The organism is Algoriphagus halophilus (assembly GCF_041729275.1).
Taxonomy (GTDB): Bacteria; Bacteroidota; Bacteroidia; order Cytophagales; family Cyclobacteriaceae; genus Algoriphagus; species Algoriphagus halophilus_A.
In genome coordinates, this window is record NZ_CP146486.1 from 4,467,041 (window position 1) to 4,488,888 (window position 21,848).

The 21,848-nt window shown below is 39.4% G+C and carries 23 protein-coding genes and 2 pseudogenes; 23 read left to right on the plus strand and 2 right to left on the minus strand.

From position 1 onward, the window contains the following. Nucleotides 1-47: 47 nt before the first annotated feature. Nucleotides 48-734 (plus strand): ComEA family DNA-binding protein, encoded by a 687-nt coding sequence (locus tag V8V91_RS23970; RefSeq protein ID WP_373397581.1) that lies wholly within the window; start codon nucleotides 48-50, stop codon nucleotides 732-734. Here V8V91_RS23970 and V8V91_RS23975 read toward each other — a convergent pair. Further along, a pseudogene (locus tag V8V91_RS23975) lies at nucleotides 719-2,400 on the minus strand (amidohydrolase). The gene V8V91_RS23970 and the pseudogene V8V91_RS23975 overlap by 16 nt on opposite strands. A gap of 8 nt (nucleotides 2,401-2,408) precedes the next feature. Here V8V91_RS23975 and V8V91_RS23980 point away from each other — a divergent pair. The 22 genes and pseudogenes from V8V91_RS23980 (at nucleotide 2,409) to V8V91_RS24085 (ending at nucleotide 20,060) form a co-directional block, all read left to right on the plus strand. After that, nucleotides 2,409-2,882, plus strand: coding sequence for a type I restriction enzyme HsdR N-terminal domain-containing protein (locus V8V91_RS23980; protein WP_373397583.1), 474 nt, complete (start codon nucleotides 2,409-2,411; stop codon nucleotides 2,880-2,882). Nucleotides 2,883-2,943: 61 nt separating this feature from the next. Continuing rightward, a pseudogene (locus tag V8V91_RS23985) lies at nucleotides 2,944-3,654 on the plus strand (Crp/Fnr family transcriptional regulator). A gap of 75 nt (nucleotides 3,655-3,729) precedes the next feature. Next, nucleotides 3,730-4,206, plus strand: coding sequence for a rhodanese-like domain-containing protein (locus V8V91_RS23990; RefSeq protein WP_373397585.1), 477 nt, complete (start codon nucleotides 3,730-3,732; stop codon nucleotides 4,204-4,206). A 68-nt stretch (nucleotides 4,207-4,274) separates the two neighbouring features. Then, nucleotides 4,275-5,021, plus strand: a complete 747-nt coding sequence (locus tag V8V91_RS23995) for a DUF547 domain-containing protein (protein ID WP_373397587.1) — start codon at nucleotides 4,275-4,277, stop codon at nucleotides 5,019-5,021. A gap of 136 nt (nucleotides 5,022-5,157) precedes the next feature. Beyond that, nucleotides 5,158-6,468, plus strand: a complete 1,311-nt coding sequence (locus V8V91_RS24000) for an NAD(P)/FAD-dependent oxidoreductase (protein WP_373397588.1) — start codon at nucleotides 5,158-5,160, stop codon at nucleotides 6,466-6,468. 40 nt (nucleotides 6,469-6,508) lie between these two features. Further along, on the plus strand, nucleotides 6,509-8,053 hold the full coding sequence (locus tag V8V91_RS24005) for a 4Fe-4S binding protein (protein WP_373397589.1): 1,545 nt from the start codon (nucleotides 6,509-6,511) through the stop codon (nucleotides 8,051-8,053). 86 nt (nucleotides 8,054-8,139) lie between these two features. Further along, nucleotides 8,140-8,379: a hypothetical protein gene (locus V8V91_RS24010; protein ID WP_373397590.1), complete on the plus strand. Its 240-nt coding sequence runs from the start codon at nucleotides 8,140-8,142 to the stop codon at nucleotides 8,377-8,379. An 11-nt stretch (nucleotides 8,380-8,390) separates the two neighbouring features. Next, nucleotides 8,391-8,546, plus strand: a complete 156-nt coding sequence (locus V8V91_RS24015; protein ID WP_373400799.1) for a glycosyltransferase — start codon at nucleotides 8,391-8,393, stop codon at nucleotides 8,544-8,546. After that, a complete protein-coding gene (locus V8V91_RS24020; protein ID WP_373397591.1) occupies nucleotides 8,507-9,523 on the plus strand; it encodes a glycosyltransferase in 1,017 nt (338 codons plus the stop codon). Before V8V91_RS24015 ends, V8V91_RS24020 begins: the two co-directional genes overlap by 40 nt. Next, entirely contained in the window at nucleotides 9,510-9,632 is a 123-nt protein-coding gene (locus V8V91_RS24025; protein ID WP_373397593.1) for a hypothetical protein, read from the plus strand. The genes V8V91_RS24020 and V8V91_RS24025 overlap by 14 nt, the downstream gene beginning before the upstream one ends. Then, entirely contained in the window at nucleotides 9,626-10,219 is a 594-nt protein-coding gene (locus V8V91_RS24030; protein ID WP_373397595.1) for a glycosyltransferase family 2 protein, read from the plus strand. The genes V8V91_RS24025 and V8V91_RS24030 overlap by 7 nt, the downstream gene beginning before the upstream one ends. An 11-nt stretch (nucleotides 10,220-10,230) precedes the next feature. Beyond that, nucleotides 10,231-11,106, plus strand: a complete 876-nt coding sequence (locus V8V91_RS24035; RefSeq protein ID WP_373397596.1) for a hypothetical protein — start codon at nucleotides 10,231-10,233, stop codon at nucleotides 11,104-11,106. A gap of 298 nt (nucleotides 11,107-11,404) precedes the next feature. Beyond that, the gene (locus V8V91_RS24040) at nucleotides 11,405-12,424 is read left to right on the plus strand and encodes a glycosyltransferase 87 family protein (RefSeq protein ID WP_373397597.1); all 1,020 of its coding nucleotides are present in this window, start codon (nucleotides 11,405-11,407) and stop codon (nucleotides 12,422-12,424) included. A gap of 45 nt (nucleotides 12,425-12,469) precedes the next feature. Then, the gene (locus V8V91_RS24045) at nucleotides 12,470-12,913 is read left to right on the plus strand and encodes a hypothetical protein (protein WP_373397598.1); all 444 of its coding nucleotides are present in this window, start codon (nucleotides 12,470-12,472) and stop codon (nucleotides 12,911-12,913) included. Continuing rightward, nucleotides 12,886-13,173, plus strand: coding sequence for a hypothetical protein (locus tag V8V91_RS24050; RefSeq protein WP_373397599.1), 288 nt, complete (start codon nucleotides 12,886-12,888; stop codon nucleotides 13,171-13,173). The genes V8V91_RS24045 and V8V91_RS24050 overlap by 28 nt, the downstream gene beginning before the upstream one ends. Before the next feature lie 19 nt (nucleotides 13,174-13,192). Next, complete coding sequence (locus tag V8V91_RS24055) at nucleotides 13,193-13,939, plus strand: DUF6503 family protein (RefSeq protein WP_373397600.1); 747 nt, start codon at nucleotides 13,193-13,195, stop codon at nucleotides 13,937-13,939. A gap of 7 nt (nucleotides 13,940-13,946) precedes the next feature. Beyond that, nucleotides 13,947-15,065, plus strand: coding sequence for an alpha/beta fold hydrolase (locus V8V91_RS24060; RefSeq protein WP_373397601.1), 1,119 nt, complete (start codon nucleotides 13,947-13,949; stop codon nucleotides 15,063-15,065). A gap of 100 nt (nucleotides 15,066-15,165) precedes the next feature. Next, a complete protein-coding gene (locus V8V91_RS24065; RefSeq protein WP_373397602.1) occupies nucleotides 15,166-16,176 on the plus strand; it encodes a hypothetical protein in 1,011 nt (336 codons plus the stop codon). 178 nt (nucleotides 16,177-16,354) lie between these two features. After that, nucleotides 16,355-18,058, plus strand: a complete 1,704-nt coding sequence (locus V8V91_RS24070) for a hypothetical protein (protein WP_373397603.1) — start codon at nucleotides 16,355-16,357, stop codon at nucleotides 18,056-18,058. 27 nt (nucleotides 18,059-18,085) lie between these two features. Continuing rightward, nucleotides 18,086-18,964, plus strand: coding sequence for an ATP-binding protein (locus tag V8V91_RS24075; RefSeq protein ID WP_373397604.1), 879 nt, complete (start codon nucleotides 18,086-18,088; stop codon nucleotides 18,962-18,964). Further along, nucleotides 18,922-19,455: a hypothetical protein gene (locus V8V91_RS24080; protein WP_373397605.1), complete on the plus strand. Its 534-nt coding sequence runs from the start codon at nucleotides 18,922-18,924 to the stop codon at nucleotides 19,453-19,455. Before V8V91_RS24075 ends, V8V91_RS24080 begins: the two co-directional genes overlap by 43 nt. Before the next feature lie 23 nt (nucleotides 19,456-19,478). After that, nucleotides 19,479-20,060, plus strand: coding sequence for a pYEATS domain-containing protein (locus tag V8V91_RS24085; RefSeq protein WP_373397606.1), 582 nt, complete (start codon nucleotides 19,479-19,481; stop codon nucleotides 20,058-20,060). A gap of 10 nt (nucleotides 20,061-20,070) precedes the next feature. Here the strand turns inward: V8V91_RS24085 and V8V91_RS24090 are convergent, their stop codons facing one another. Next, entirely contained in the window at nucleotides 20,071-21,597 is a 1,527-nt protein-coding gene (locus V8V91_RS24090; RefSeq protein ID WP_373397607.1) for a hypothetical protein, read from the minus strand. Nucleotides 21,598-21,848: the final 251 nt, after the last annotated feature.

Sequence of the window (21,848 nt, forward strand, 5' to 3'; positions counted from 1 at the left end):
ATACGTCATAGACAGAATCAATTCTTTCAGGCAATCCTAATTTTTATATGAAAGGCACTATTTTTTACTGGCTCAAATCCTATTTGGGTTTTTCAAATAAAGAGTCCAGAGGGTTCTTATTTCTACTTCCTTTTTTGACCATTTTGTTATTGATTCCTACACTATTCGGATATATAAGAGATCAGGCTGCAGAAGACTATCAACTTCAATTTCAGGGGAAAATAGATTCTTTAAGGAGGGCTGGAGTAGAATTGGTTTCCTCTCCTGATCCAGTGTTTAATCCAGAAGATACTATAAAAAATAAATTACAAGCCGAGGATCAACAGTTCCAAAATTTAAACAAGATTCCTTTGTCACAAGCAGATTCTGCCACGCTCCAAATCGTTCCTGGGATCGGTCCTGCATTTGCCAGTAGAATTATCAAGTATAGGGAACAGCTTGGTGGCTTTCATGATGAAGGCCAACTATTAGAAGTTTATGGGTTAAAACCGGAAACAGTCGAGGAACTTTTGAAATACTTTGAGTTTGATGAAATGATCACCCAAAAACTGAAAATCAACCAATCTACAGAGACAGATCTTGCCAAGCATCCTTACATTTCCTATTCAGAAGCAAAAGTTATTTTGGCTTACAAAAAACAACATGGAGACTATCAATCCACTGAGGACTTGAAAGCGATTAAAATTTTCAAGCCTGAATGGATTGATAAAATTGCTCCTTATTTAGTGTTTTGATAGACGACTTCTCCTCCGATGACGGTTCTATCTATGGGGAGCTCTCTCAGGTTTTTAGCATCTTCGACCATGATGTCTTTTTCCATGATTACCAAATCGGCTAATTTCCCAACTTCAATACTTCCCTTTAAATTTTCTTCAAAATTTGCATAGGCAGCCAAATGGTCATTCCTTTTAAAGCAGCTTCTCTAGTCAGTTTGTTTTCAATTTGAAAGCCCTCGTCCGGCCAGTTGTTTTTATCTTTTCTGGCAACCGCCGCATGAAAACCATAAAGAGGATTGATGAATTCTACAGGGAAATCACTTCCTAGTGCAATCATTCCATTTTGTTCCAATAGCTCATTGAAAATATAGGCATGCTTGATTCGATCCGGACCTAGACGTTGTTCCGCCCAATACATGTCTGAAGTGGCATGGGTGGGTTGCACCGACGGAATAATGCTGTATTCGGCAAATTTGGATACATCTTCAGGGTTTACTACTTGTGCATGTTCAATTCTCCAGCGTAAGTCATTCTTTCCTTTTAAGACATCCGCATAAATATTCAGTAGGGTTCTATTCGCTGAATCTCCAATGCAATGGGTATTCATTTGGAATCCATGCTCATACATTTTTGCAGCTAAATCTTTGAAATCATCCTCTGTACTTAGCAAAAATCCTGTCTGATCCGGTTTGTCAGAATAAGGTTTTAATAAAGCAGCCCCTCTAGACCCTAAAGCCCCATCTCCATAAATTTTAAAACTTCTTACCGTTAAATGCTCGTCTTGATAGATTCCTTTATCAAAATAATAGTCCATGTTTTCCGCTGTTGGATTGACCATGGCATAAATCCTCATTTTCAATACAGAATCCTGATGAAGTTGTTGGTATAATTCAATGGTTTCCCGATCTAGCCCAGCATCCACCACAGAGGTAAGACCAACTGCAAAGCAATTTTCCTGAGCAGCCAGTAAGGCTTTTCTGGCTTGTTCCACAGTTGTTTTTGGGATTTTGGTACTTACTAAATCAATGGCATTGTCTATTAGTACTCCCGTTGGTTTCCCATTTTCCAAGATCACACTTCCCCCAAGCATTTTTGTCTGAGAAGTGATTCCACCCATTGACAATGCTTTTTGATTAACTAAAGCAGCGTGTCCATCAATTCTAGTTAGGAGAACTGGCGTGTTTGGGAAGAGCTCGTCCAGTTTTTCCCGGGTGGGGAACTCTTGCCCCTCCCATAGGTTTTGATCCCAACCTTGTCCTAAAATCCAGGGTTCATCTGGATTGGCCTCCGCATAGTTTTTTACTCGTTGGATCAGTTCCTCATAACTTTTGGCCCCCACTAAGTCCACCACTCTTAGCCCATCAGCATATCTATTAAAGTGGGTGTGGGCATCTATGAATCCTGGGTAAACGGACTTTCCTTTAAGATCCACCTTTTCTATCGCATCATAACCTCCTAAGATTTCGTCACTGGATCCTATGGCAAGAAATTTTCCGTCTTTGATCGCAAGCGCTTCGCTTATTTCGAATTCTGAGTTGACCGTATAAATCGTTCCATCAAAGTAAATTACGTCTGCCTGGATTTTTGGGGATTGGCAAGAAGCCAAAACAAACAATCCGCTAAGGATAGAGGTAGTGAAGAACTTTGTAAAGAACTTTAATTTTGACTGAGGATTTATGTACATATTTGTTTATGAATCAGAGAATGGATCGTGTTCAATTACCAAATCTCAATCTTCCGCCCATTGAGCCAAAGCTTCAAGAAATGGATGGGAAATTAGGGATTTTTGATAGTCTCCGAAAGAAGTATTTGATATTAACTCCAGAAGAATGGGTTCGACAGCATTGGATTAACTTTCTAATAAATCAATTGGGCTATTCCAAAGGTCTCATCGCTTTGGAAAAAGGCTTGGTTTATAATAAACTTCAAAAAAGAACTGATTTGGTCGTTTGGGACAAAGGTGGCGATCCCTTTCTCCTCATAGAATGTAAGGCACCAAAGGTGAAATTGACGCAAAAAACCATGGAGCAAGCATGCCTTTATCATCAAAAAATCAAAGCTAAATTTTTGATTATATCGAATGGATTGAACCACATTTGTTTGGAATGGGATGTAATATCCAAGAAATTTCATCAATTGAAATCCATTCCAGAACCTCCAAAATAGAGGGGTTTCTTATGATTTATGTCAGTCTTTTTATAAATTTCACCCAATTAATTAGCCGATTATGAGTGGTCAATCTGGAAATACGCCTTGTGAGCTTTGTGCAAGTAGAAAATTATCTCTTTTTGCCGATTTACCTGAGGTGCACGTTTGCACCATTTCGGATAACAAAAATCTGATTTCTCATAAGAAAGGCCAGATCCTTTATTATGAAGGAACTAAGCCATTGGGTATTTTTTGTATCAATTCGGGAGTAGTTAAAGTTTATAAAACTGCATCCAATGGAAAAGAACAAATCATTCACCTATCTCAGAAAGGGGACTTCTTAGGTTATTCTGCACTGCTTGGGGAAGAGAATTATACCAACTCTGCCATGATTGTTGAAGATGCCAAAATATGTTTCATTCCGAAAGAGGCTTTTTGACTACCTTATTCAGCAATACCCCGTTTTTAAAGAATCACGAAGGCACTCAGCCATGAGCTTGGAGTCATGGAAGAAAAACTGACAGATGCCACACAGAAAAGTATCAGGGAAAGATTAGCTTTTGTCCTGCTTCAATTGGGAAGCTGCTATGGTGTGGAAGGAGGAGAAAGCCAGAAAATTGATTTGGTTTTAAGCAGGGAGGAGATTGCAAGTATGGTAGGTACTGCCACCGAATCTGTGATTCGTTTACTTTCCGAGTTCAAGAAAGACAATTTAATTGCTTTGGAAGGCAAGCGTATCGTCATTAAAGACCGAAGAGGTTTGGCTAGATTGTCAGATTTTTACGCATAATATGAACCCTTGGGGATGCTCCTAAGTTTCATAATTATGACAGCCTCGAAACGAATACCATTTTATCTTCCAAAAATGTTCCTATTCACTTTGGTGATGTTTCTATCCCTAAGTGCAAATGCTCAATCCATTGCCTATAAGGCATTATTAAGCTCCTTTTATGATCCCGAATTTCCGGTGTTAAAACCATCTGAAATCAAAGATCTATCAGCATTTCAAGTGGTAGATGCTAGAGAGAAGAAAGAATTTGAAGTTTCTCACCTAAAGGGTGCCCATTGGGTAGGATATGATACATTTGAACTAGCCAATGTGAAAGATTTGGATAAAGAAAAACCAGTATTAGTGTATTGTACGGTAGGGGCTAGGTCTCAGGATATTGGCGAAAAATTGAAGGCCAATGGTTTCAAAGAAGTCTACAACCTATATGGAGGAATTATCCATTGGTCGAATGAGGGGCTTCCACTTTATCATTTAGGAAAAGCTACGCAAAAAGTACATACCTATTCCAGAAGCTGGGGAATCTGGCTCAATAAAGGAGAGAAAGTCTATTGAAGGAAATCTGTCAGGTGGACGACATAACTACTTTTTGACTGATCTTTGACTGGAAGGGACCGTATGAGATGAAAAACGACATCATGAAGAGCATTAAAAACTATTTATTGGCGGGAATGGCATTTTTCTCCTTAGCCTGCCAAAGTTCAAATTCGGAAGGATCGAATGGTAATGAAAAATCACTAGAAGGACCCTTAACCCCCTCAAAGGAAGTTAAAGTCCCTGACCATCAAGTTTGGGATGAACTCTTAAAAAAACATGTGGATGCAAAGGGGATGGTGGATTATGAGGGGTTTGTATCTGACCAATCCAAACTCAACTCCTACCTTCAGACTTTAAGTGATAACCCGCCCAATAAAGCGACTTGGTCCAAAGAAGAGCAATTAGTGTATTGGATTAATGCCTATAATGGGTTTACTGTTAAATTGATCGTAGATAATTACCCCACCAATAGTATCAGGGACTTAGGGCCTGCTTTAAAAATCCCTATGATCAGCGATGTCTGGCATTATAAATTCTTTGAGATAGGGGGAGAAGAGTTCAACCTGGATGAGATTGAACATGGCATCTTAAGGAAAGAATTTGAGGAACCAAGAATTCATTTTGCGGTGAACTGTGCTTCTATATCATGCCCACCACTGTTGAATGAGGCATTCACCGTTTCTAAACTTGAAGAGCAACTCAATAAACAAGCCATCGCATTTATAAACGATGGAGTAAGAAATAAAATCACCAAAAATTCTATCCAGATTTCCTCGATCTTTTCTTGGTTTAAGGGAGATTTTACAAATGATGGCAGTTTAATTGATTTTTGAATCAATACAGCCGAGTGAAAATTGATAAGAATGCAAAAATCAGTTACTTAGATTACGATTGGAATCTCAATAAACAGTAATCGAGGATTTTAGATTCAGATAATAGTTAACAAACTTCAGAAAACCAGCCCTATTAATGAGTAAAACCCGACACGTTGTGATTATTGGCAATGGAATTTCCGGAGTCACATGTGCCCGCCAATTAAGGAAATTGGATGATCAGATCCGTATTACTTTAATTTCAGGGGAATCGAAGTATTTTTTTTCAAGAACAGCCTTGATGTATGTCTACATGGGGCATATGAAGTTTGAACACACGCAACCCTATGAGCCTTGGTTTTGGAATAAAAATCGAATTGAATTACTCCATGACTGGGTAAAGGAAGTTGATTTTGAAAACAAGAAACTTATGTTTCAATCGACTAATGAGTTAAGCTATGATGAGTTGGTGATCGCTACGGGATCAAAACCAAATAAATTTGGCTGGCCTGGGCAAGATTTGTTAGGTGTGCAAGGGCTTTACTCCAAGCAGGACTTAGAGTCCATGGAAGATTTGACAAAGGATGGTGTGGAGAGAGCAGTGATTGTGGGCGGAGGGCTGATCGGAATAGAAATGGCTGAGATGTTGGCCTATCGGAAGATTCCTGTGACGTTTTTGGTGCGGGAAGGAGGGTTTTGGAATAATGTATTACCAAAAGAAGAGTCGGACTTGGTAGGAAGGCATGTGAAGGCACATCATATTGATTTAAGGCTGGAAACTGGATTAAAAGAAATTGTTTCAGATCAGCACGGACGGGTGAAATCGGTGATTACTTCATCTGGAGAAGAGATTTACTGTCAGTTTGTAGGCTTGACCGCAGGAGTGACCCCTAATATTGATTTCCTAAGGGAAAGTAAACTGGAAGTAAATAGAGGAGTAAAAGTAGACTCGCTCTTTCAAACCAATATCCCGAATGTCTATGCAATTGGAGATTGTGCAGAGTTTCATCAAGCCCCTGCACCGGATAGAAAATTGGTGGAGCAGGTGTGGTATACCGGAAGAATGCATGGGGAGACCTTGGCTTATACCCTTCATGGAAAGCCTACACCCTACCAACCAGGCGTTTGGTTTAATTCTGCAAAGTTCCTGGATATTGAGTACCAGACTTATGGAACTGTTCCTCCCCAATGGTCAACGGAGGAATTTGACTCCTTTTATTGGGAACATTCATCTGGAAAGGTTGCATTTCGGATGTTAATGCTAAAAGATGGTACCATTCAAGGTGTAAATAATTTTGGGTTTCGTCTGAAACATGAATTCTTTGACAAAGTCATTAAAGGAAGATGGAAGGGTGAACAGGTGATTGCACAGCTGGAGAAGGCCAATTTTGACCCAGAGTTTTTGCCCCTTACATCCAGGAAATCCAAAAGGCCTATAATGCCCAATTCGGCACAGCCATTAAAATAGGGAAGAGATCGTTCATCCAAAAACTTCTGGGAGCAAGCATATGAAATTGATTCAAAAAATAGGCATACTATTGTTTTTGGTGGGGATAGGACTCTTTACCGTCATTCCATTTTTGGGGAGTTACAGACTGATTGAAACCCAAGTAATAGAACACACAAAAGATATTCACCAAGAAAAGATGGTGGAAATTCTTGCTCCACTATATGGAGAGGAATTCAGTTCTAACTTCTCATTTATAGGGAGTTTCAAGGAGTATTTCAATCAATACAATGACCAATTAAAATCCCAGTCCTTGTGGGATGAGGTCATTTGGGATGACTATAGTTTTCCTTTGGCGAAAGCTGCTTTGAGTAGTCCTGTTAAGGATAACCCAATGCTCTTCTTACTGCTTTCGGTAGGATTAGCAGTCTTAGGGGGACTGATGTACAATCTTCCTAGCTATCAAGGCGAATCCGAGGGAGTTAAGAATAATGGGGTATTTCATTCTGCCATGAAAAATAGAGGCTGGATGGGGATGATAACCGGCGCCTATTTAATTCTCTTTTACATCATTTTGTATTGGTATCCAGCGTATCTGGTCAATTTAGTGGCCATGGTGGATCCCTTGAGCCAGATGTTAAGTGGTCATCCGGCCAGTCAATGGTTCCTCTACGGATTTATATACACCCTTGCAATCCTGGTGATGGGAATCAGGATGTTTCGAAAATATAGAGGGAATAAATACCAACAGCTCCGAACTGCCTCGGTCATGTTTTTTCAAACAGCCTTTGCTTTTTTGATACCTGAAATCTTGGTGTTATTTAATCAACCTTATTTTGATTTTAAAAACATCTGGCCTCTGGATTATGATTTCTTTTATGACTACCAAATAGATGCCTTTCTTAGTGGAGGCGGTGTTGGTATGTTTATGCTGATTTGGGGGATTTTGTTGATCATTATAGGGGTGCCTGTTTTTACCTATTTCTTTGGAAAAAGATGGTATTGTTCCTGGGTTTGTGGTTGTGGTGGATTGGCTGAAACAGTTGGGGATCCCTACAGACAATTATCAGACAAGCGTTTAAAAGCCTGGAAATATGAACGGGTTATTATCCATAGTGTATTGGTTTTGGCAGTGGTCATGACAGTTTTGACTATTGCTAATTACTTTTCAGGATTTTCTCTTTTGGGAAATGTAACGAACCAGTTACATTCGTTTTATGGTTTTGCTATAGGATCAGCATTTGCAGGAGTTGTTGGTACCGGATTTTACCCTTTTATGGGCAATAGAGTGTGGTGCCGATTTGGATGTCCTCTCGCCGCTTATTTGGGAATCGTTCAACGATTCAAATCCAGGTTTAGAATTACCACCAATGGAGGACAGTGTATTTCTTGCGGAAATTGCTCTACCTATTGCGAAATGGGGATAGATGTAAGATGGTATGCACAAAGAGGCCAAAACATTGTCCGATCCAGCTGTGTTGGTTGCGGAGTTTGTTCTTCAGTTTGTCCAAGAGGGGTGTTAAAACTGGAAAACGATTCGGAAGAAGGCAGAATCAATGAATTGCCCATTATTATTGGAAATGATTCCATAAAGTTGAACGCCTAAATGATCTTTCTTTACCTATTGATAGGAACATACATCCTGGGGATGCTATTCATATTTGTTTATAGTCTTGCCCAGGGCAACCTTCTTTGGAATTTTTGGAAGGCCCGAAAAAGTTGGCCAGCATCCCGGTAAAGGAAATGGAAAACTGGCCGAAAGTAACCGTTCAGCTTCCTGTTTTCAATGAACTTTATGTGGTAGAGCGCCTGATTGAGGCTGCTTCCAAATTGAATTACTCAAAAGAGTTGTTGGAAATCCAAGTATTAGACGACAGTACCGATGAAACAGCGGACTTGTTGAAAAAAAGATTGCACAATACCCCGAAATAAATTTCCAATACATTCACCGAACCAATAGGGCAGGTTTTAAAGCAGGTGCTTTGAAAGATGGACTGGACAAGGCTAGTGGTGAATTTATCGCCATTTTTGACGCGGATTTTGTTCCTGATCCCGATTTTTGCGCAAGACTTTGCCATTTTTCAGTTCAGAAAAGATAGGGATGGTCCAGACAAGGTGGACCCATTTGAATCGAAATTATTCTTTGTTGACGCGCTTACAGGCATTTGCCTTGGATGCACATTTTCTCATCGAACAAATGGGAAGAAATAATCAGCAAGCGTTCATCAACTTTAACGGAACCGGTGGAATTTGGAGGAAGAGCTGTATTCTTGATGCTGGAAACTGGCATGATGATACCCTGACAGAAGATCTTGATCTTAGTTATCGGGCTCAGCGAAAAGGATGGGAGTTTGTGTACCGACCGGAAATTGAATCCCCAGCGGAGCTTCCGCCTATTATGTCTGCTGTGAAATCCCAGCAATTTAGATGGACCAAAGGCGGGGCAGAATGTGCGGTCAAACATATCCATGGGGTGATGGCACAGGCGCTTCCTTTTCGGGTGAAATTTCATGCGTTCGCTCATCTTTTCAACAGTAGCATTTTCATTGCGATCTTACTGGTGAGTTTTAGTAGCATTGGCGTTTGGTGGGCAGGGGTGACCGGTTTGATTCCTGAAAAACTATTCAAGTTGGCAGGGGTATTTATGATTGGTTTCGTAATTATCGCAGGAGTGTATTTGGTCTCTTATTTCTATGCCAGAAGGTCTTTCATCAAAAGCTTGGGACAAGTGTTTTGGCAACTTCCGTTATTCCTTTCTGTTTCTATGGGATTGGCACTTCACAATGCCCAGGCAGTATGGGAAGGGCTTTCAGGAAAAAAATCCCCCTTTATCCGAACACCAAAATTTAATTTGGAAGGAGGAAAACAAGGCCTTCAATCAAATAATTATATTAATTTCAGGATCCCGATTACCACTTACTTCGAAGGGTTGTTCGCCCTGATCTTTTGGGGAATGGTTTTCCTTCATATGCAATGGAGAACTTATGAAATGCTCCCTTTCCATCTCATGTTAGCTCTGGGATATAGTTTGGTTTTTATTACCTCATTCAAAGCTTATAGTCTTGGTAAATCCTAACGATTTCAATAATCCAGTAATTATTGATGTGATCATTCCTGCCTACAATGAGGAAAAATCGATTCCCTATGTAATCCGTGATATTCGGATTTTGTCAGGCATGTGGTAGTCGCCAATAATAATTCCAATGATGGGACCAAAGATGCTGCTGAACAAGAAGGAGCCGTAGTGGTTTTTGAACCTCAAAAAGGATATGGAAAAGCCTGTTTGACCGCAATGGCCTGGATTGAAAAACAAAAGATCCAACCAGACATCGTGGTGTTTCTGGATGGGGACTACAGCGACTATCCCGAGGAAATGGAGGGTTTGGTGAAGCCAATCATTGAGAATGAAGCAGAAATGGTGATTGGTTCCAGGGCGAAAGGTCAAAAGGAAGCAGGATCTATGACGTTTCCTCAGGTTTTTGGAAATTGGCTGGCCACTACGATGATGCGCTATATTCAAAAAGCGAATTATTCCGACCTTGGTCCCTTTAGGGCAATTGCCTGGAAGAAGTTATTGAGCTTGAATATGGAAGACCAAAACTTTGGTTGGACCATAGAGATGCAAATCAAAGCGCATAAAAAAGGACTGAGGTATACAGAAAGGCCTGTGAATTATAGAAAAAGGATAGGTGTCTCCAAAGTGAGTGGAACTGTTAAAGGCGTGATCGGTGCAGGGTACAAAATAATTTGGACGATTTTTAAATATTGGTAAATTGGTTTAAAATGAGACAATTAGCAATTTTCTTTTCTTTCATCATGCTTTTCGGCTGTGGTGTAAATCCCCGGTCTGGAGTGGACGAGAATCAGTTTTCCAACTACTGGTACCAAGGGAAGGCCGAAATTAATGTCTTTGATTTGGAACAATACCGCTATGGAGAAAAGCGTGAAGGGGAAGCAGTGATGATTTTCGTGACAGAAGACTTTTCAAGGAGAAAACAAGTGAAACTGGATCACCCTGAAGATGCAGGGGCAGATGCCCGAAAAGTTCTGAAAATGAATATGACCAGGGAATTTGTGACTGGGATTTATCCCTATCATACCATGCTTTCAGCTTTTACTCCAGTATATGATGAAGAAAATGCCTTTAAAATTACTGCATCTGTCACCGAATGGTGTGGACAGTCTTTTACCCAATTAAACTGGAAAAATGGATCCTATAAAGCTCGGCTGTTCTCCTATTTTGAATCGGAGGGAGACCAGGAATTGAGCTTGGATGGTGCTGCAGAAGATGAACTATTTAATACGATTAGACTTAACCCATCTATTGTTCCCGAGGGGGATGTTCGCTTGATCCCTTCATTAATTTTCCAAAGATTTTCTCATGTACCTTTAAAAGTAGAACGAGCTTCCATTTCCAAAAGAGATGTCTCAGGAAACCAAGCAGAAATCACAGTAGAATATAAATCCATCAATAGGAAGGTAAGCGTCCGTTATCAGAAATTCTTCCCCTTCGAGATTTTGTCTTGGGAAGAAATCCAAACCAAAGAAAATGGAGCAGTTGAGCGAACCATAGGAACAAGAAAAAGCATGGAAATGCTTGATTATTGGAATAGAAACGGATCAGAAGATGAGGAGCTGAGAAGGGCTCTTGGGCTTTGAAAGACAATCTGAAACGAGGTTGGCAATTCTTATTATGGCTAATTTTGGCTATTGGAATTTATTTTTTGAGTCAGATTCCCCGTGAATCCTTTGGGTTAATTTTCCTGATTTATTCCTGTTGCTTTGCAGCCCTACTTGTAATTTATAGAAGTTCTAATGGTAGAATAAATTGGCTGGGAGTTTTTGTTGCCGGCCTGTTTTTAAGGCTTCTCATGTTCAATTCCACACCGCAATGGTCTGAGGATTATGCTCGATTTTTTGGGATGGGGAGCTAATCAGAATTCATCAGAACCCTTATTTGGAAACGCCTTCAGATTGGATGGAAACGCATGTAGAGGATTCCACCGATTATTTGGAAAGTCTTTACGGGTTGATGAATTCTCCAAATTATTATTCTGTGTATCCTCCGACGAACCAACTGCTGTTTGTGGTAGCTTCCTATCTTTCTAAGCAACATGTGCTGAATGGAATTAATTGGTTGAGGATACTTTTGATCCTTTCTGAAGTTGGGGTGTTTATTTTATTGTGGAATTTATTGAGAGGGAATTCTAAATTGATTCTGTATTGGTTCAACCCTTTTGTAATTCTTGAACTAAGTGGTAACCTCCATTTTGAAGGATTGGTCTTATTGGCCTTGCTTCTTTCGCTTTGGGCTTATAAAAAGCAGCAATTTTTGGCTTCTGGATCATTTTGGTCTTTAGCTGTCGGTCTGAAAATCCTGCCTTTGATGTTGCTTCCTTCCTTTCTGGGAACAAAGAAAATCAGAAAGTCTTTGGGTTTTTGGATGGGAGGAATCATTGTTTTTGGGATTTGTTTTTTGCCCTTGGTACTAAATAATTCCTGGAATAGTCTTCTGACCAGCTTACAGTTGTATCAAGGTAAATTTGAATTCAATGCCTCTGTGTATTACCTTCTTCGAGAAGTAGGTTTTTGGATAAAAGGATACAATACCATCGCAACATTGACCAAAATTCTAAGTGCAATTACCTTGGTGGGGATTAGTTATATTTCTTGGAAGAAAAAAGCGGAGTCAATGGGTCAACTGGCTGAAATCTGGGTGTTGATCTATTTAATATATTTACTCCTCCAGCCTATTATTCACCCTTGGTATATCATCCCAGCGTTTGGATTGAGTCTTTTGACCAACATGAAATCCATGGTATTCTGGACTTTTTCAGCCATACTTTCCTATCATGCGTATAGTCAGGTTGATTTCATAGAAAATCCTTGGGTTTTATTCTTGGAGTATTTGATTCTTGGTATTGGATTGACTTGGGATTTCAAGAAGGAGAACTTTAATTTAAAACCTATCCATTGATTCAGCATGAAAAAAATATGTTACCTCATTGTTTGCGCTCTTTTTTTGCTTGGCTCATGTACAAAGAGCCCAGAGCAAAAAGCGATATCAATTTTAGAAAAGGCGATAGAGGCACATGGTGGGCAAGAAGCTTGGGACCAACTGGAAACATTGAAATTTAGAAAATGGACCAGATTATTGCTGGAGGATGGATCGATTGAAAGTGAAACAGATCAATTGATTGAACTTCGGATGAAGCCTTATTTGGAGGGATCCATTTCTTGGATTTCTGATAGTATTGAACATATTTCTACTTTTAATGGGTCTACCATGAATTATACCATGGGCGGGAACTCCATTAAAAATCAAGGATTTCTTCAATCCAAAAAGAAAGATTTTGATGCGGCTTATTATGTGATTGCGCAGCCTTGGAAATTACTCGAAGATGAAGGAGCATCTTTGTATTATGAAGGTCAAAAGAATTGGCATCAGGCCAGCTCGCAGAAGTAGTTCGTGTAGACTACGGACCTGAGGAGGATGTTTGGTGGTATTATTTTGATCCGGTAAGCTATCAAATGCTTGGAAATGAGGTTCAATTAAAGGACCATCGTAGTTTGGTGGAAAATGATACCATGGAACAAGCCGGCCCTTTTCTTCTTTATGGAAAAAGAACCAGCTATAGAATCAATGAAAAAGGCGAAAAACTCTATGTCCGAGCTGAATACCAATATTCTGATTTTGAAATCACCCTTGAGAAACAACAAAAGTAACCACTCTTTATCCCCAATTATGAAATCTTTCTTTTACCCGCTGATTTTAGTTTCCATTGTTCTGATATCCTCCTGTGATCCGAGAACCGAGGCCGAAAAAATAGTCGATAAATCCATTGAAGCCCATGGTGGAAAGGCGTATCAGTCCTCCATCATTGAGTTTGATTTCAGAGACATTCACTATACCATATATAAGACTCCTGAATCCTTTGAATACATCAGAGAATTTTCGCATCCTTCTGGAGAAGTAAAAGACGTTTTAAATAATGACGGATTTGTCCGGACAGTAAATGGGGTAGAATTAGATACCTTAAATGCAGAGTGGATAGGAAAATATACTCGTTCGGTCAATTCGGTTGCCTATTTTGCATTTTTACCTTATGGTTTAAACGATCGGGCAGCAATCAAAACCGATCTTGGAATTACCGAGATTAAAGGTGAAGAATACCATCTGATCAAGGTTACCTTTTCTGAAGATGGAGGTGGAGAGGATTTTGAAGATGAGTTCCTTTACTGGATAGGTAAAGATGATTATTTGATGGACTATATGGCCTATTACTACCTTACTGATGGAGGTGGAGTGAGAATGAGGTCCGTGATAAAAGTAAATGAAGTGGGAGGGATTCGATTCCAAGATTACCTAAACCTAAAGCCAGAAAGTGAACAAACCCCAGTAGAGGATATGCAGGAGTTGTATCTAAATGGTAAATTAGAAGTGCTTTCTGAAATTATTCTTGAAAATATAGAAGTGAGAAAGTTGGAATAAGCTAGAAATGAACCCAAAAAAACTGACATTTAAGAATAGGAAAGGCCTGGATCTGGCAGCTCATTTGTATGAACCGCTAGATCAGGTGCCTATTTACTACGCAGTTTTTGCTCATTGTTTTACCTGCTCTCAAAACTTTTCTGCTGTTAAGCGAATCAGTATTGCCCTTTCTCAACAAGGAATAGCGGTTTTAAGCTTTGATTTTACCGGTTTAGGAAATAGCGAAGGAGAATTCGAAGAGAGTAATTTCTCTTCAAATATCACCGATTTAAAAGATGCTGCTGATTTCTTAGAGAATACCTATCAAGCCCCAAAAATGTTAGTTGGCCATTCTCTTGGTGGAGCAGCGGTGCTGTATGCAAGTTTGGATCTACCAAAAGTTACTGCCGTGGTGACCATAGGTGCCCCGGCTTTTCCTGAGCATGTGACCCATCTTTTTACAGAAAGTCTAGATCAAATAGAGAAATTAGGAAGTGCGGAGGTAAAGATTGGAGGAAGACCTTTTCGAATTTCAAAAGAATTCGTGGATGACCTAAATCAGAAGCCTTTAGAAAATCTCTTGAAAAATCTCAAGAAATCACTATTGATCGTCCATTCCCCACAGGATGAAATTGTAGGGATCAATAATGCTTCTGAATTATATCATGCAGCAAGGCATCCGAAGAGTTTTGTATCCCTGGATGGTTCTGACCATATGATCAGCAAAAAAGAAGATAGTCAGTATGTAGGTGAACTTATTTCAAGTTGGAGCAAACGATATGTCTTAGTAGATAAGAAAGAAGGTGAAAAGTACCTGACAGATGGAAACCAAGTAAAAGTAAGGTTATCTGGCCCAGGGTATACCACAGAAATCAAAACTCCTTATCATCATATGATTGCAGATGAGCCTTTGGAAGTTGGTGGGAATAATCTTGGTCCTAATCCCTATGATTTTTTAATGGCCTCTTTGGGGAGTTGTACAGCTATGACACTCAAAATGTATGCTACCAGGAAGAAATGGGACTTGAAAGAAGTGACGGTTTTCTTGAATCATGACAAGGTTCATCTGAATGACAGTAAAAACCCAAATGAAAAGGAATCAAAAGTCAGTCGATTTACCAGAATTATAGAATTGGAGGGGATTTAGGGGAAGATCAGCGACAAAGACTCTTAGAAATTTCGCATCGTTGCCCTGTACATCGTACCTTAGAAGAAGATATTGTGATCCAGACACTTATTAAAAAATCATGAAGCCTTGGTATAGCAAGTATTTGTTAAGCTCTTTTGCGGTTTTTCTAGCTTTTGGAATGCTGTGGTGGAGCATGCCGGAAGAGGAAATATTGGTGGTTTCAGAAAAGTGGAAAGGTGTATGTTGGGTAGGTAGTAGATCTCCTTTGGATGGAAGTGAGTTAAGAGCTTTGAAAGCCATAGGAGCCAATGCCATTTCTCAAACTCCATTTGGTTGGCAAAGTGATATCCATAGTCCTGAGATTCGTTGGGAGGTGGACGCAGAGCGTCAATGGTGGGGGGAATCAGGTAAGGGAATTCAGGTGACCCATGATTCCTCCAAAGTATTGGGAATCACCAATATGCTGAAACCTCATCTTTGGGTGAGGGGAAGTTGGCCGGGAGAGATTAAAATGAAAAATAAGGCCGATTGGGAAGCTTGGTTCACTAATTACACTGCATTTATTGTAGATTATGCCCAGCTCGCAGAGGAGTTGGAGATACCCATGCTTTGCATTGGGACTGAATTGGAGATGACTAGTGATAGGGCAGAAGATTGGGAGCAGATTATAGCAGCTATTAGAAAGGTTTATTCTGGAAAGCTGGTCTATGCAGCGAATTTCACTGAGTTTGAACACATTACTTTTTGGGATAAGCTAGACTATATTGGGATCCAGGCTTATTTCCCCTTAGCAGATGATCACAACCCTAGCCTTGAAGAATTAAAAGAAGGGTGGGGAAGGCAGCTCCCGAAAGTTGAAAAGGTGGTTAAAAAGTACCAAAAACCAGTTTTGTTTACCGAAATCGGCTATTGTAATACGGTGGATGCTGCCATTGAGCCTTGGGTTTGGCCCAATGAACGAAAAGAAATTGAGTTTTCGGAAACGGCGCAAGCATTATGTTACGAGGCATTTTTGAATCAGCATGGCCCAAGAGTTGGTTGGCTGGAGTGTATTTTTGGAAGTGGTATCCCAACAGGCATGATCGAGAACCTGATTTTACTCCTCAAGGGAAAAAGGCCGAATTGGTAATGGCCAAGTACTTTACTAAGGATCAAGATTCTTAAGAATTCCCTGCTGGCGGAGGTCACGATTTATGTTGGGTATGGTTTTGAAAATTTAATTCTGATAAAATTCTGTATTTTAGAATAATTGAACATTTTCAAAGTGAAATGGTGATTTGCCATTCCTGAGATAATTTGATTTTTCTATGAAAACGATCCGAATATTCATTGCTTCATCTTCAGAATTGAAAGAAGATAGGGATCAATTCAGGAATTTTATTAGCCGACAAAATGATATTCTTCATAAGAAAGGCTTGTACTTGGAATTGGTGCAATGGGAAAATTTTTTAGATGCTATTTCTGACTCCAGGCTTCAAAATGAATACAATGAAGCGATACGTAACTGCGATATCGTTTTGTGTTTGTTTTTTACCAAAGTAGGGAAGTATACCGCGGAGGAATTTGATACCGCATACCAAGTTTTTAAAGAAAAAGGGAAGCCAATGATTTGGACTTACTTTAAGAATGCCCAAATCAATACTGGCTCTATAACCGATGAGATCAATACGCTGTTGGCATTTAAAAAGAAAATTGGGGGCTTGGGCCATTTCTACACAGAGTATACCAATATTGACAATCTGATAAACCAATATAGGAATCAGTTAGATAAGTTTTTGGCAAATTATGAGGAGGAGACGAGCTCAGGGAAAGATCCAAAAACCAACAGGGAAAGAGGGCAAGAAGCCCAAGTTGATCAGGTAGTTTTCAATGAAGAATTAACAAAACGATTATTAGAGGCTATAGGAAAGCATAATAGGAAAGCTGCAGATTTCCTAAGTGCCAATGGGGATTGGGAGGAAAACCCACAACTCGTTAGAACAGCCAAAAGGATTATCATCAATGGGTATGTAGGGGTGATTGGAGTACAAATCCGGAAACTGATGTCAATCGGAGAGGAGCTCTACTCTACGAGTAAGTTGACAAGGTATATTGAAAATTGTCAACTGGCCGCAAAGCGAAGCCTTCAACTGATCTGCTACTCTTTGATATCTACCTTATGGGATCATCATTTAGAGAAGAAATCAGAATTTTCTCCGAAGCAAAAAGAAGCCATAGCTAAATTTTTTAAAAATGCCGCGGAAGAGGACCTGATGGCTTTCTTGGACCTAATGGACCACCTGATCACAGCTTTCAAAGACAATAAGTTGGAATTCCTGATTTCTGAATCATTGGAAATTCTTCCCCAGCTACAAGAGGGGACTTCCTTTTACCAAGCTTGCGAGCAATTGATGGAGCTTCAGAAATCAACGAAAGGAAAAGAGCTTTCAGGAAAAGACTGTTTAGAGGCAGAGGAGAATTTGTCCATAATTCTGGAAAATTTAAGCTTCCTGGCTGAGTATAGAATGATTTCCATTAATGAGATCGATTTTAATCAACAGCGAAACGACGAGGAGGGATTGTACCTGCATAATTATACGTTTTTAGTAGGAGAAAGTCAGGCGAATAATACCAGCCAAAGTAATGTTAGAAGAGAGTCTTCACCTGTGATTTCCCATGCGGTGATTTTGTTTAAAGACAATTACAGGAAGAATATTAACCTGGACCCCTTTATTATAGACTATAATGGGCTTGCTTTGACTGGAGGTTCAAAAATTTGTTTTTATTCTTATTGCAATACCTACGACGATGGCAATCTGAACTTCAAGTTTATCGAGGATAACAGCAATGTGGTGATTAATAAATCCAATAACCCCAAGCCAGATGAGGAGGATTTAAATGCTTTGAATAGATGGCTTTCCAAAAAGGAAAATAGGAAAGACATGAATTTCGATAAGGTCTATAGTTTGTTTTATCATGCAAAGAAGACCCTAACCGGAATTGAAGAAGAAACCACCGAAGATTTATTTTGATTTCCGCACTCTCTAAAAGATAATTTCATGAAAAAATATCCTTTCAAATTTCTGGATTCCTATGATAGAGAAGATAGGGTCGTATTTTTTGGAAGGGATGAGGAGATCAATACCCTGTATGAAATGGTGTTTCAGTCTCCCGTAGTATTGGTTTATGGGGCTTCAGGAACCGGTAAAACCAGTTTGATAAACTGTGGGCTAGCTGGCAAGTTTCAACCTCATGACTGGTTGGATTTGATGGTCAGACGGGGAAATAATATCAACAGCTCCTTGAAAACCATTTTGAAAAACGCGGGTGGAGAGGCAGAAGAGGAAGGTGCACCGTGGGTGGATGATTGGGATTCTGTAACGGACAAGAATGGAGAGGAGTTGACGCCTACCAGGAAAGCCTTAAAAGCAATCTATCAGAAATCCTTTAGACCCATATACCTGATATTTGACCAGTTTGAAGAACTGTTTATTCTGGGATCTAAATCCGAACAACAGGAGTTTTTAGAAACAATTAAAGGGATTTTGCATTCCTACCAGCCTGTTAAAATGATTTTTTCCATTCGGGAAGAGTATTTGGGATACTTGGTGGAATTCGAACGTGAAATCCCACAACTTCTTCAGAAGAAGCTTCGAGTAGAACCTATGAATTTAGATAAAGTGAAGCAGGTGATTATAGGCGCGGCTGCTTTTGAAGGTTCCAATATTAGCATCAAGACAGGTGAAGAAGATGCGGTCGCTGAGGCTATTTTCCAAAAAATTAAAGGCGGAAAGAAATCCCTGACAATCCAATTGCCCTTCTTACAGGTGTTTTTAGATAAACTTTATTTGAATATATCTGGGGATCAAAAAGAGAAAAGCCTGCGGAATTTACCTTGGCAAAGGTCAATGAAATGGGGGAGATCGGGGATATTCTAAGCAATTTCCTGGAAGAGCAGGTTGCTTCTATTTCCAGTGGATTGAAGGGTAAATACCCGAAGTTAAACGTAGATACCACCTGGAAAATTTTATCTCCTTTTGCTACCCTGGAAGGCACCAAAGAGCCTATCAGCAAGAAAGAGCTTTTTGATCGATTACCGGATTTTGATAAAAAGTTGGTGGAAGAAGTCCTTTTGGCTTTTATCAATAGTCGAATGCTCCGCTATAATGAGAGCATAGACTCCTTTGAAATCGCGCATGATTCCTTAGCCAAGCCCATCGCTGAAAAACGAAGTGTAGAGGAGAAAGCGTTGTTGGAGATCAAACGCTTGATCAAAAGTCAGGTGTCAATCAAAGAGGAGGCAAGAGAATATTTCTCCGAAAAACAACTGGTGTTTATTGAACCCTATTTAGAGAAGTTCAAGCAAACCAAAGAGGAAACAGATTGGATTAAAAAAGTGAACAATACATCCGGGAACAAAAAGAATTAGCAGCAAAGAATAAGCTGTTAGAATTGAATAAAAAGAAAAGGGAAAGAAGGGTTTGGATAGGAGTAATCGCAAGCATTATACTGATAAGTATTTCATTTTTTGTGATAAGGGAGATAAACAATAGAAGGTCTCAAATTGCAGATTTGGAAAGAGATTTAGCCAGACAAAAAGATCTTGATCGAACGGAAGAGTTATTGAGATTAGTAATGAAGGGGCGTGGGAGAAATTATGAAAATGTAAGCGACTCTGCTTTGATGGACATTCTTTATAAAGAGCGGACCTATCCTTTGGATAGTTTGATTTCTATAGAAGCATCGGTAAGCCCTTCCAATAAAGGTGGAAATAACAGGAATTTCACGATGTGGTTAGATGTGCCTTCCTTCCGCAAAGAAGAGATCAAAGAGGTCCATTATCATTTTTGTCCCGGATTTATTGACCGGCTTCGAATCTCAAGAGATCCTTCATCCCAATTTTCAATAGGCTATTTGGGGTATGGATATTGTCCAGTTATGAAAATCGAGATATTACTGAATGCAGGGGATACGATTACCAGAAACTTTTCCTATGAGGAGTATTTTAAAGCTAACCCACCTGAAGGCAGCTAATGTTCAGGTATTAATTGAGAGCTTGAATCCCCGCGCTTCTGAGGTGATCTTGTACATCCCAACTTCCATTTAAATCCAATTCAGGTACTTGCCCAATGTCATTTTGGTGAAAATGGTACACCAGAATGGTCAGGTCTTTAGTGGGTAGCGTTTTAACCTTTAAGTCATTAGGAAGAGTTGGGTAGCTGTTTTGGAGGATTTCTTCAGCAAAACTGGTAGTCATGAGGTTGCCACCCTGTGTAGCTGGCTTAGAGGCCACTACAAATGCGAACATCCGGAATTCGGACTCTACCTCAAAAAAGATAGACTTGAATATCTCAAAGTAGGAAAATTTTCCATCCTCCCCCATGCTTTCTGTGAACCGTTTATCTGAGCTGACTTTGGTACCGTCTTTATTGAACTTTTCGAGGCTGGTAGTCATGGCATATCCGTCCATATCGTAATAGTAATGGAGATGATTACTTCCGAATCCTGCTTCTTGCATCTTTGATTTAAAAAATAAGTCTACCTGATTCAAAGTCTGTAAGTCAGGCTTAAAGTTTTTGATGAGTTGATGGGTAGATGACTTAGGGGCTGGGTTTGGGAAAAAGTACATGATGTTTTGGTCTGGACTTGGTGCAGAAATAGCAGCTAAACTTTCGTCCCTAATCCCTTCAGACCTTCTAGATGGATACCTCCTTTTTAGTTGGCTAAAAAGCAAAGCCGTCACCTCTGGAGTCAGCTCTTTTTTGATAAACTCATCCTCTTCAAAACTGAGTAGCTCCATAAATTCATCATAATGATGATATAAGGTTTCTGTATTAAAATTGGCAGGGGGTCTAGTTCGTTGGGTAGCGAGAAATTTTAACTGTAAATATCTTGAAATTAACTCCAGCCTATTTTCTAATCGGTAACCTGGGTTAATCGAGTAACTTTTAAATGAAGGTGCATTTGGGAAATCAATTGTATTGTTTAAAGTGGACATACTCAGAGGTATTTCGAAAAGTCCAGCATAGTAGGTAAGCGAATCCAATTCAATCCTATTTCGTTCTTTGGCTTTAAGAAAGATGCGTTGAAAGTCGGTATAGATATTTTCATTGAATAAGGCATTGTATTGGTTTTTCACTTGATAAATTTCTGAACGGATATCATCTGCAGCATCTAAGTCAAAATTGATGATTTCATAAAATGAAAGCTGTTCAATTGAATAGCTGGAATATTCATTTAGTTTGGCAGCGTTGTAAAAATTGATACTCCGATCCAATACACTTTTAATTCTTCTTAAGGTATTTCTATCTGGTTTCGAATCATGGAGGTAGAGCCGCTTTGCTTGGTTTTGATACCAAATGGACTGAGTAAAGCTGTGTAAAGGCTGAAAGGTTCTAATGAAGGTTCGGTCTTCAATCCGGTCAATTTCGTCTTTCTCAAAAGCAAGAATTTTTAAAATCCGATCGTCATCTATGGAATCATAATATGTGGAAGTTAAATACAAGTTCATATAAGCCTGGGCAAGGGAAATCGTATCGTTTGGAACAGCGTTTATACGATGATTAGCCATGATTCCATGGATGGAAAAAGAGAAAAGTAAAAAGCAAGGAAGAATTTTGAAAAGTTTCATTTCAGTAAATTGAATGAAGAGTACCCTCATTTTATGAATAGAAAATAAGTTGTTACACGTGTTTCATTGGAAACCCAATTAAATTAATGAAATAGGTAGGACCTACTTTCTATAGTTGAATATACTTTAATAATATGGTTAAATCCACTAGTATAAACTTGATATTCAATTAAATGTAAAGTGAGGAATTG

Bases quoted from the DNA above. Each gene is read 5' to 3' on its own strand.
- V8V91_RS23970 (WP_373397581.1), top strand. From the start codon at position 48: ATGAAAGGCACTATTTTTTACTGGCTCAAATCCTATTTGGGTTTTTCA.
- V8V91_RS23980 (WP_373397583.1), top strand. From the start codon at position 2,409: ATGAATCAGAGAATGGATCGTGTTCAATTACCAAATCTCAATCTTCCG.
- V8V91_RS23990 (WP_373397585.1), top strand. From the start codon at position 3,730: ATGTTCCTATTCACTTTGGTGATGTTTCTATCCCTAAGTGCAAATGCT.
- V8V91_RS23995 (WP_373397587.1), top strand. From the start codon at position 4,275: ATGAAAAACGACATCATGAAGAGCATTAAAAACTATTTATTGGCGGGA.
- V8V91_RS24000 (WP_373397588.1), top strand. From the start codon at position 5,158: ATGAGTAAAACCCGACACGTTGTGATTATTGGCAATGGAATTTCCGGA.
- V8V91_RS24005 (WP_373397589.1), top strand. From the start codon at position 6,509: ATGAAATTGATTCAAAAAATAGGCATACTATTGTTTTTGGTGGGGATA.
- V8V91_RS24035 (WP_373397596.1), top strand. From the start codon at position 10,231: ATGAGACAATTAGCAATTTTCTTTTCTTTCATCATGCTTTTCGGCTGT.
- V8V91_RS24055 (WP_373397600.1), top strand. From the start codon at position 13,193: ATGAAATCTTTCTTTTACCCGCTGATTTTAGTTTCCATTGTTCTGATA.
- V8V91_RS24060 (WP_373397601.1), top strand. From the start codon at position 13,947: ATGAACCCAAAAAAACTGACATTTAAGAATAGGAAAGGCCTGGATCTG.
- V8V91_RS24065 (WP_373397602.1), top strand. From the start codon at position 15,166: ATGAAGCCTTGGTATAGCAAGTATTTGTTAAGCTCTTTTGCGGTTTTT.
- V8V91_RS24070 (WP_373397603.1), top strand. From the start codon at position 16,355: ATGAAAACGATCCGAATATTCATTGCTTCATCTTCAGAATTGAAAGAA.
- V8V91_RS24075 (WP_373397604.1), top strand. From the start codon at position 18,086: ATGAAAAAATATCCTTTCAAATTTCTGGATTCCTATGATAGAGAAGAT.
- V8V91_RS24090 (WP_373397607.1), bottom strand. From the start codon at position 21,597: ATGGCTAATCATCGTATAAACGCTGTTCCAAACGATACGATTTCCCTT.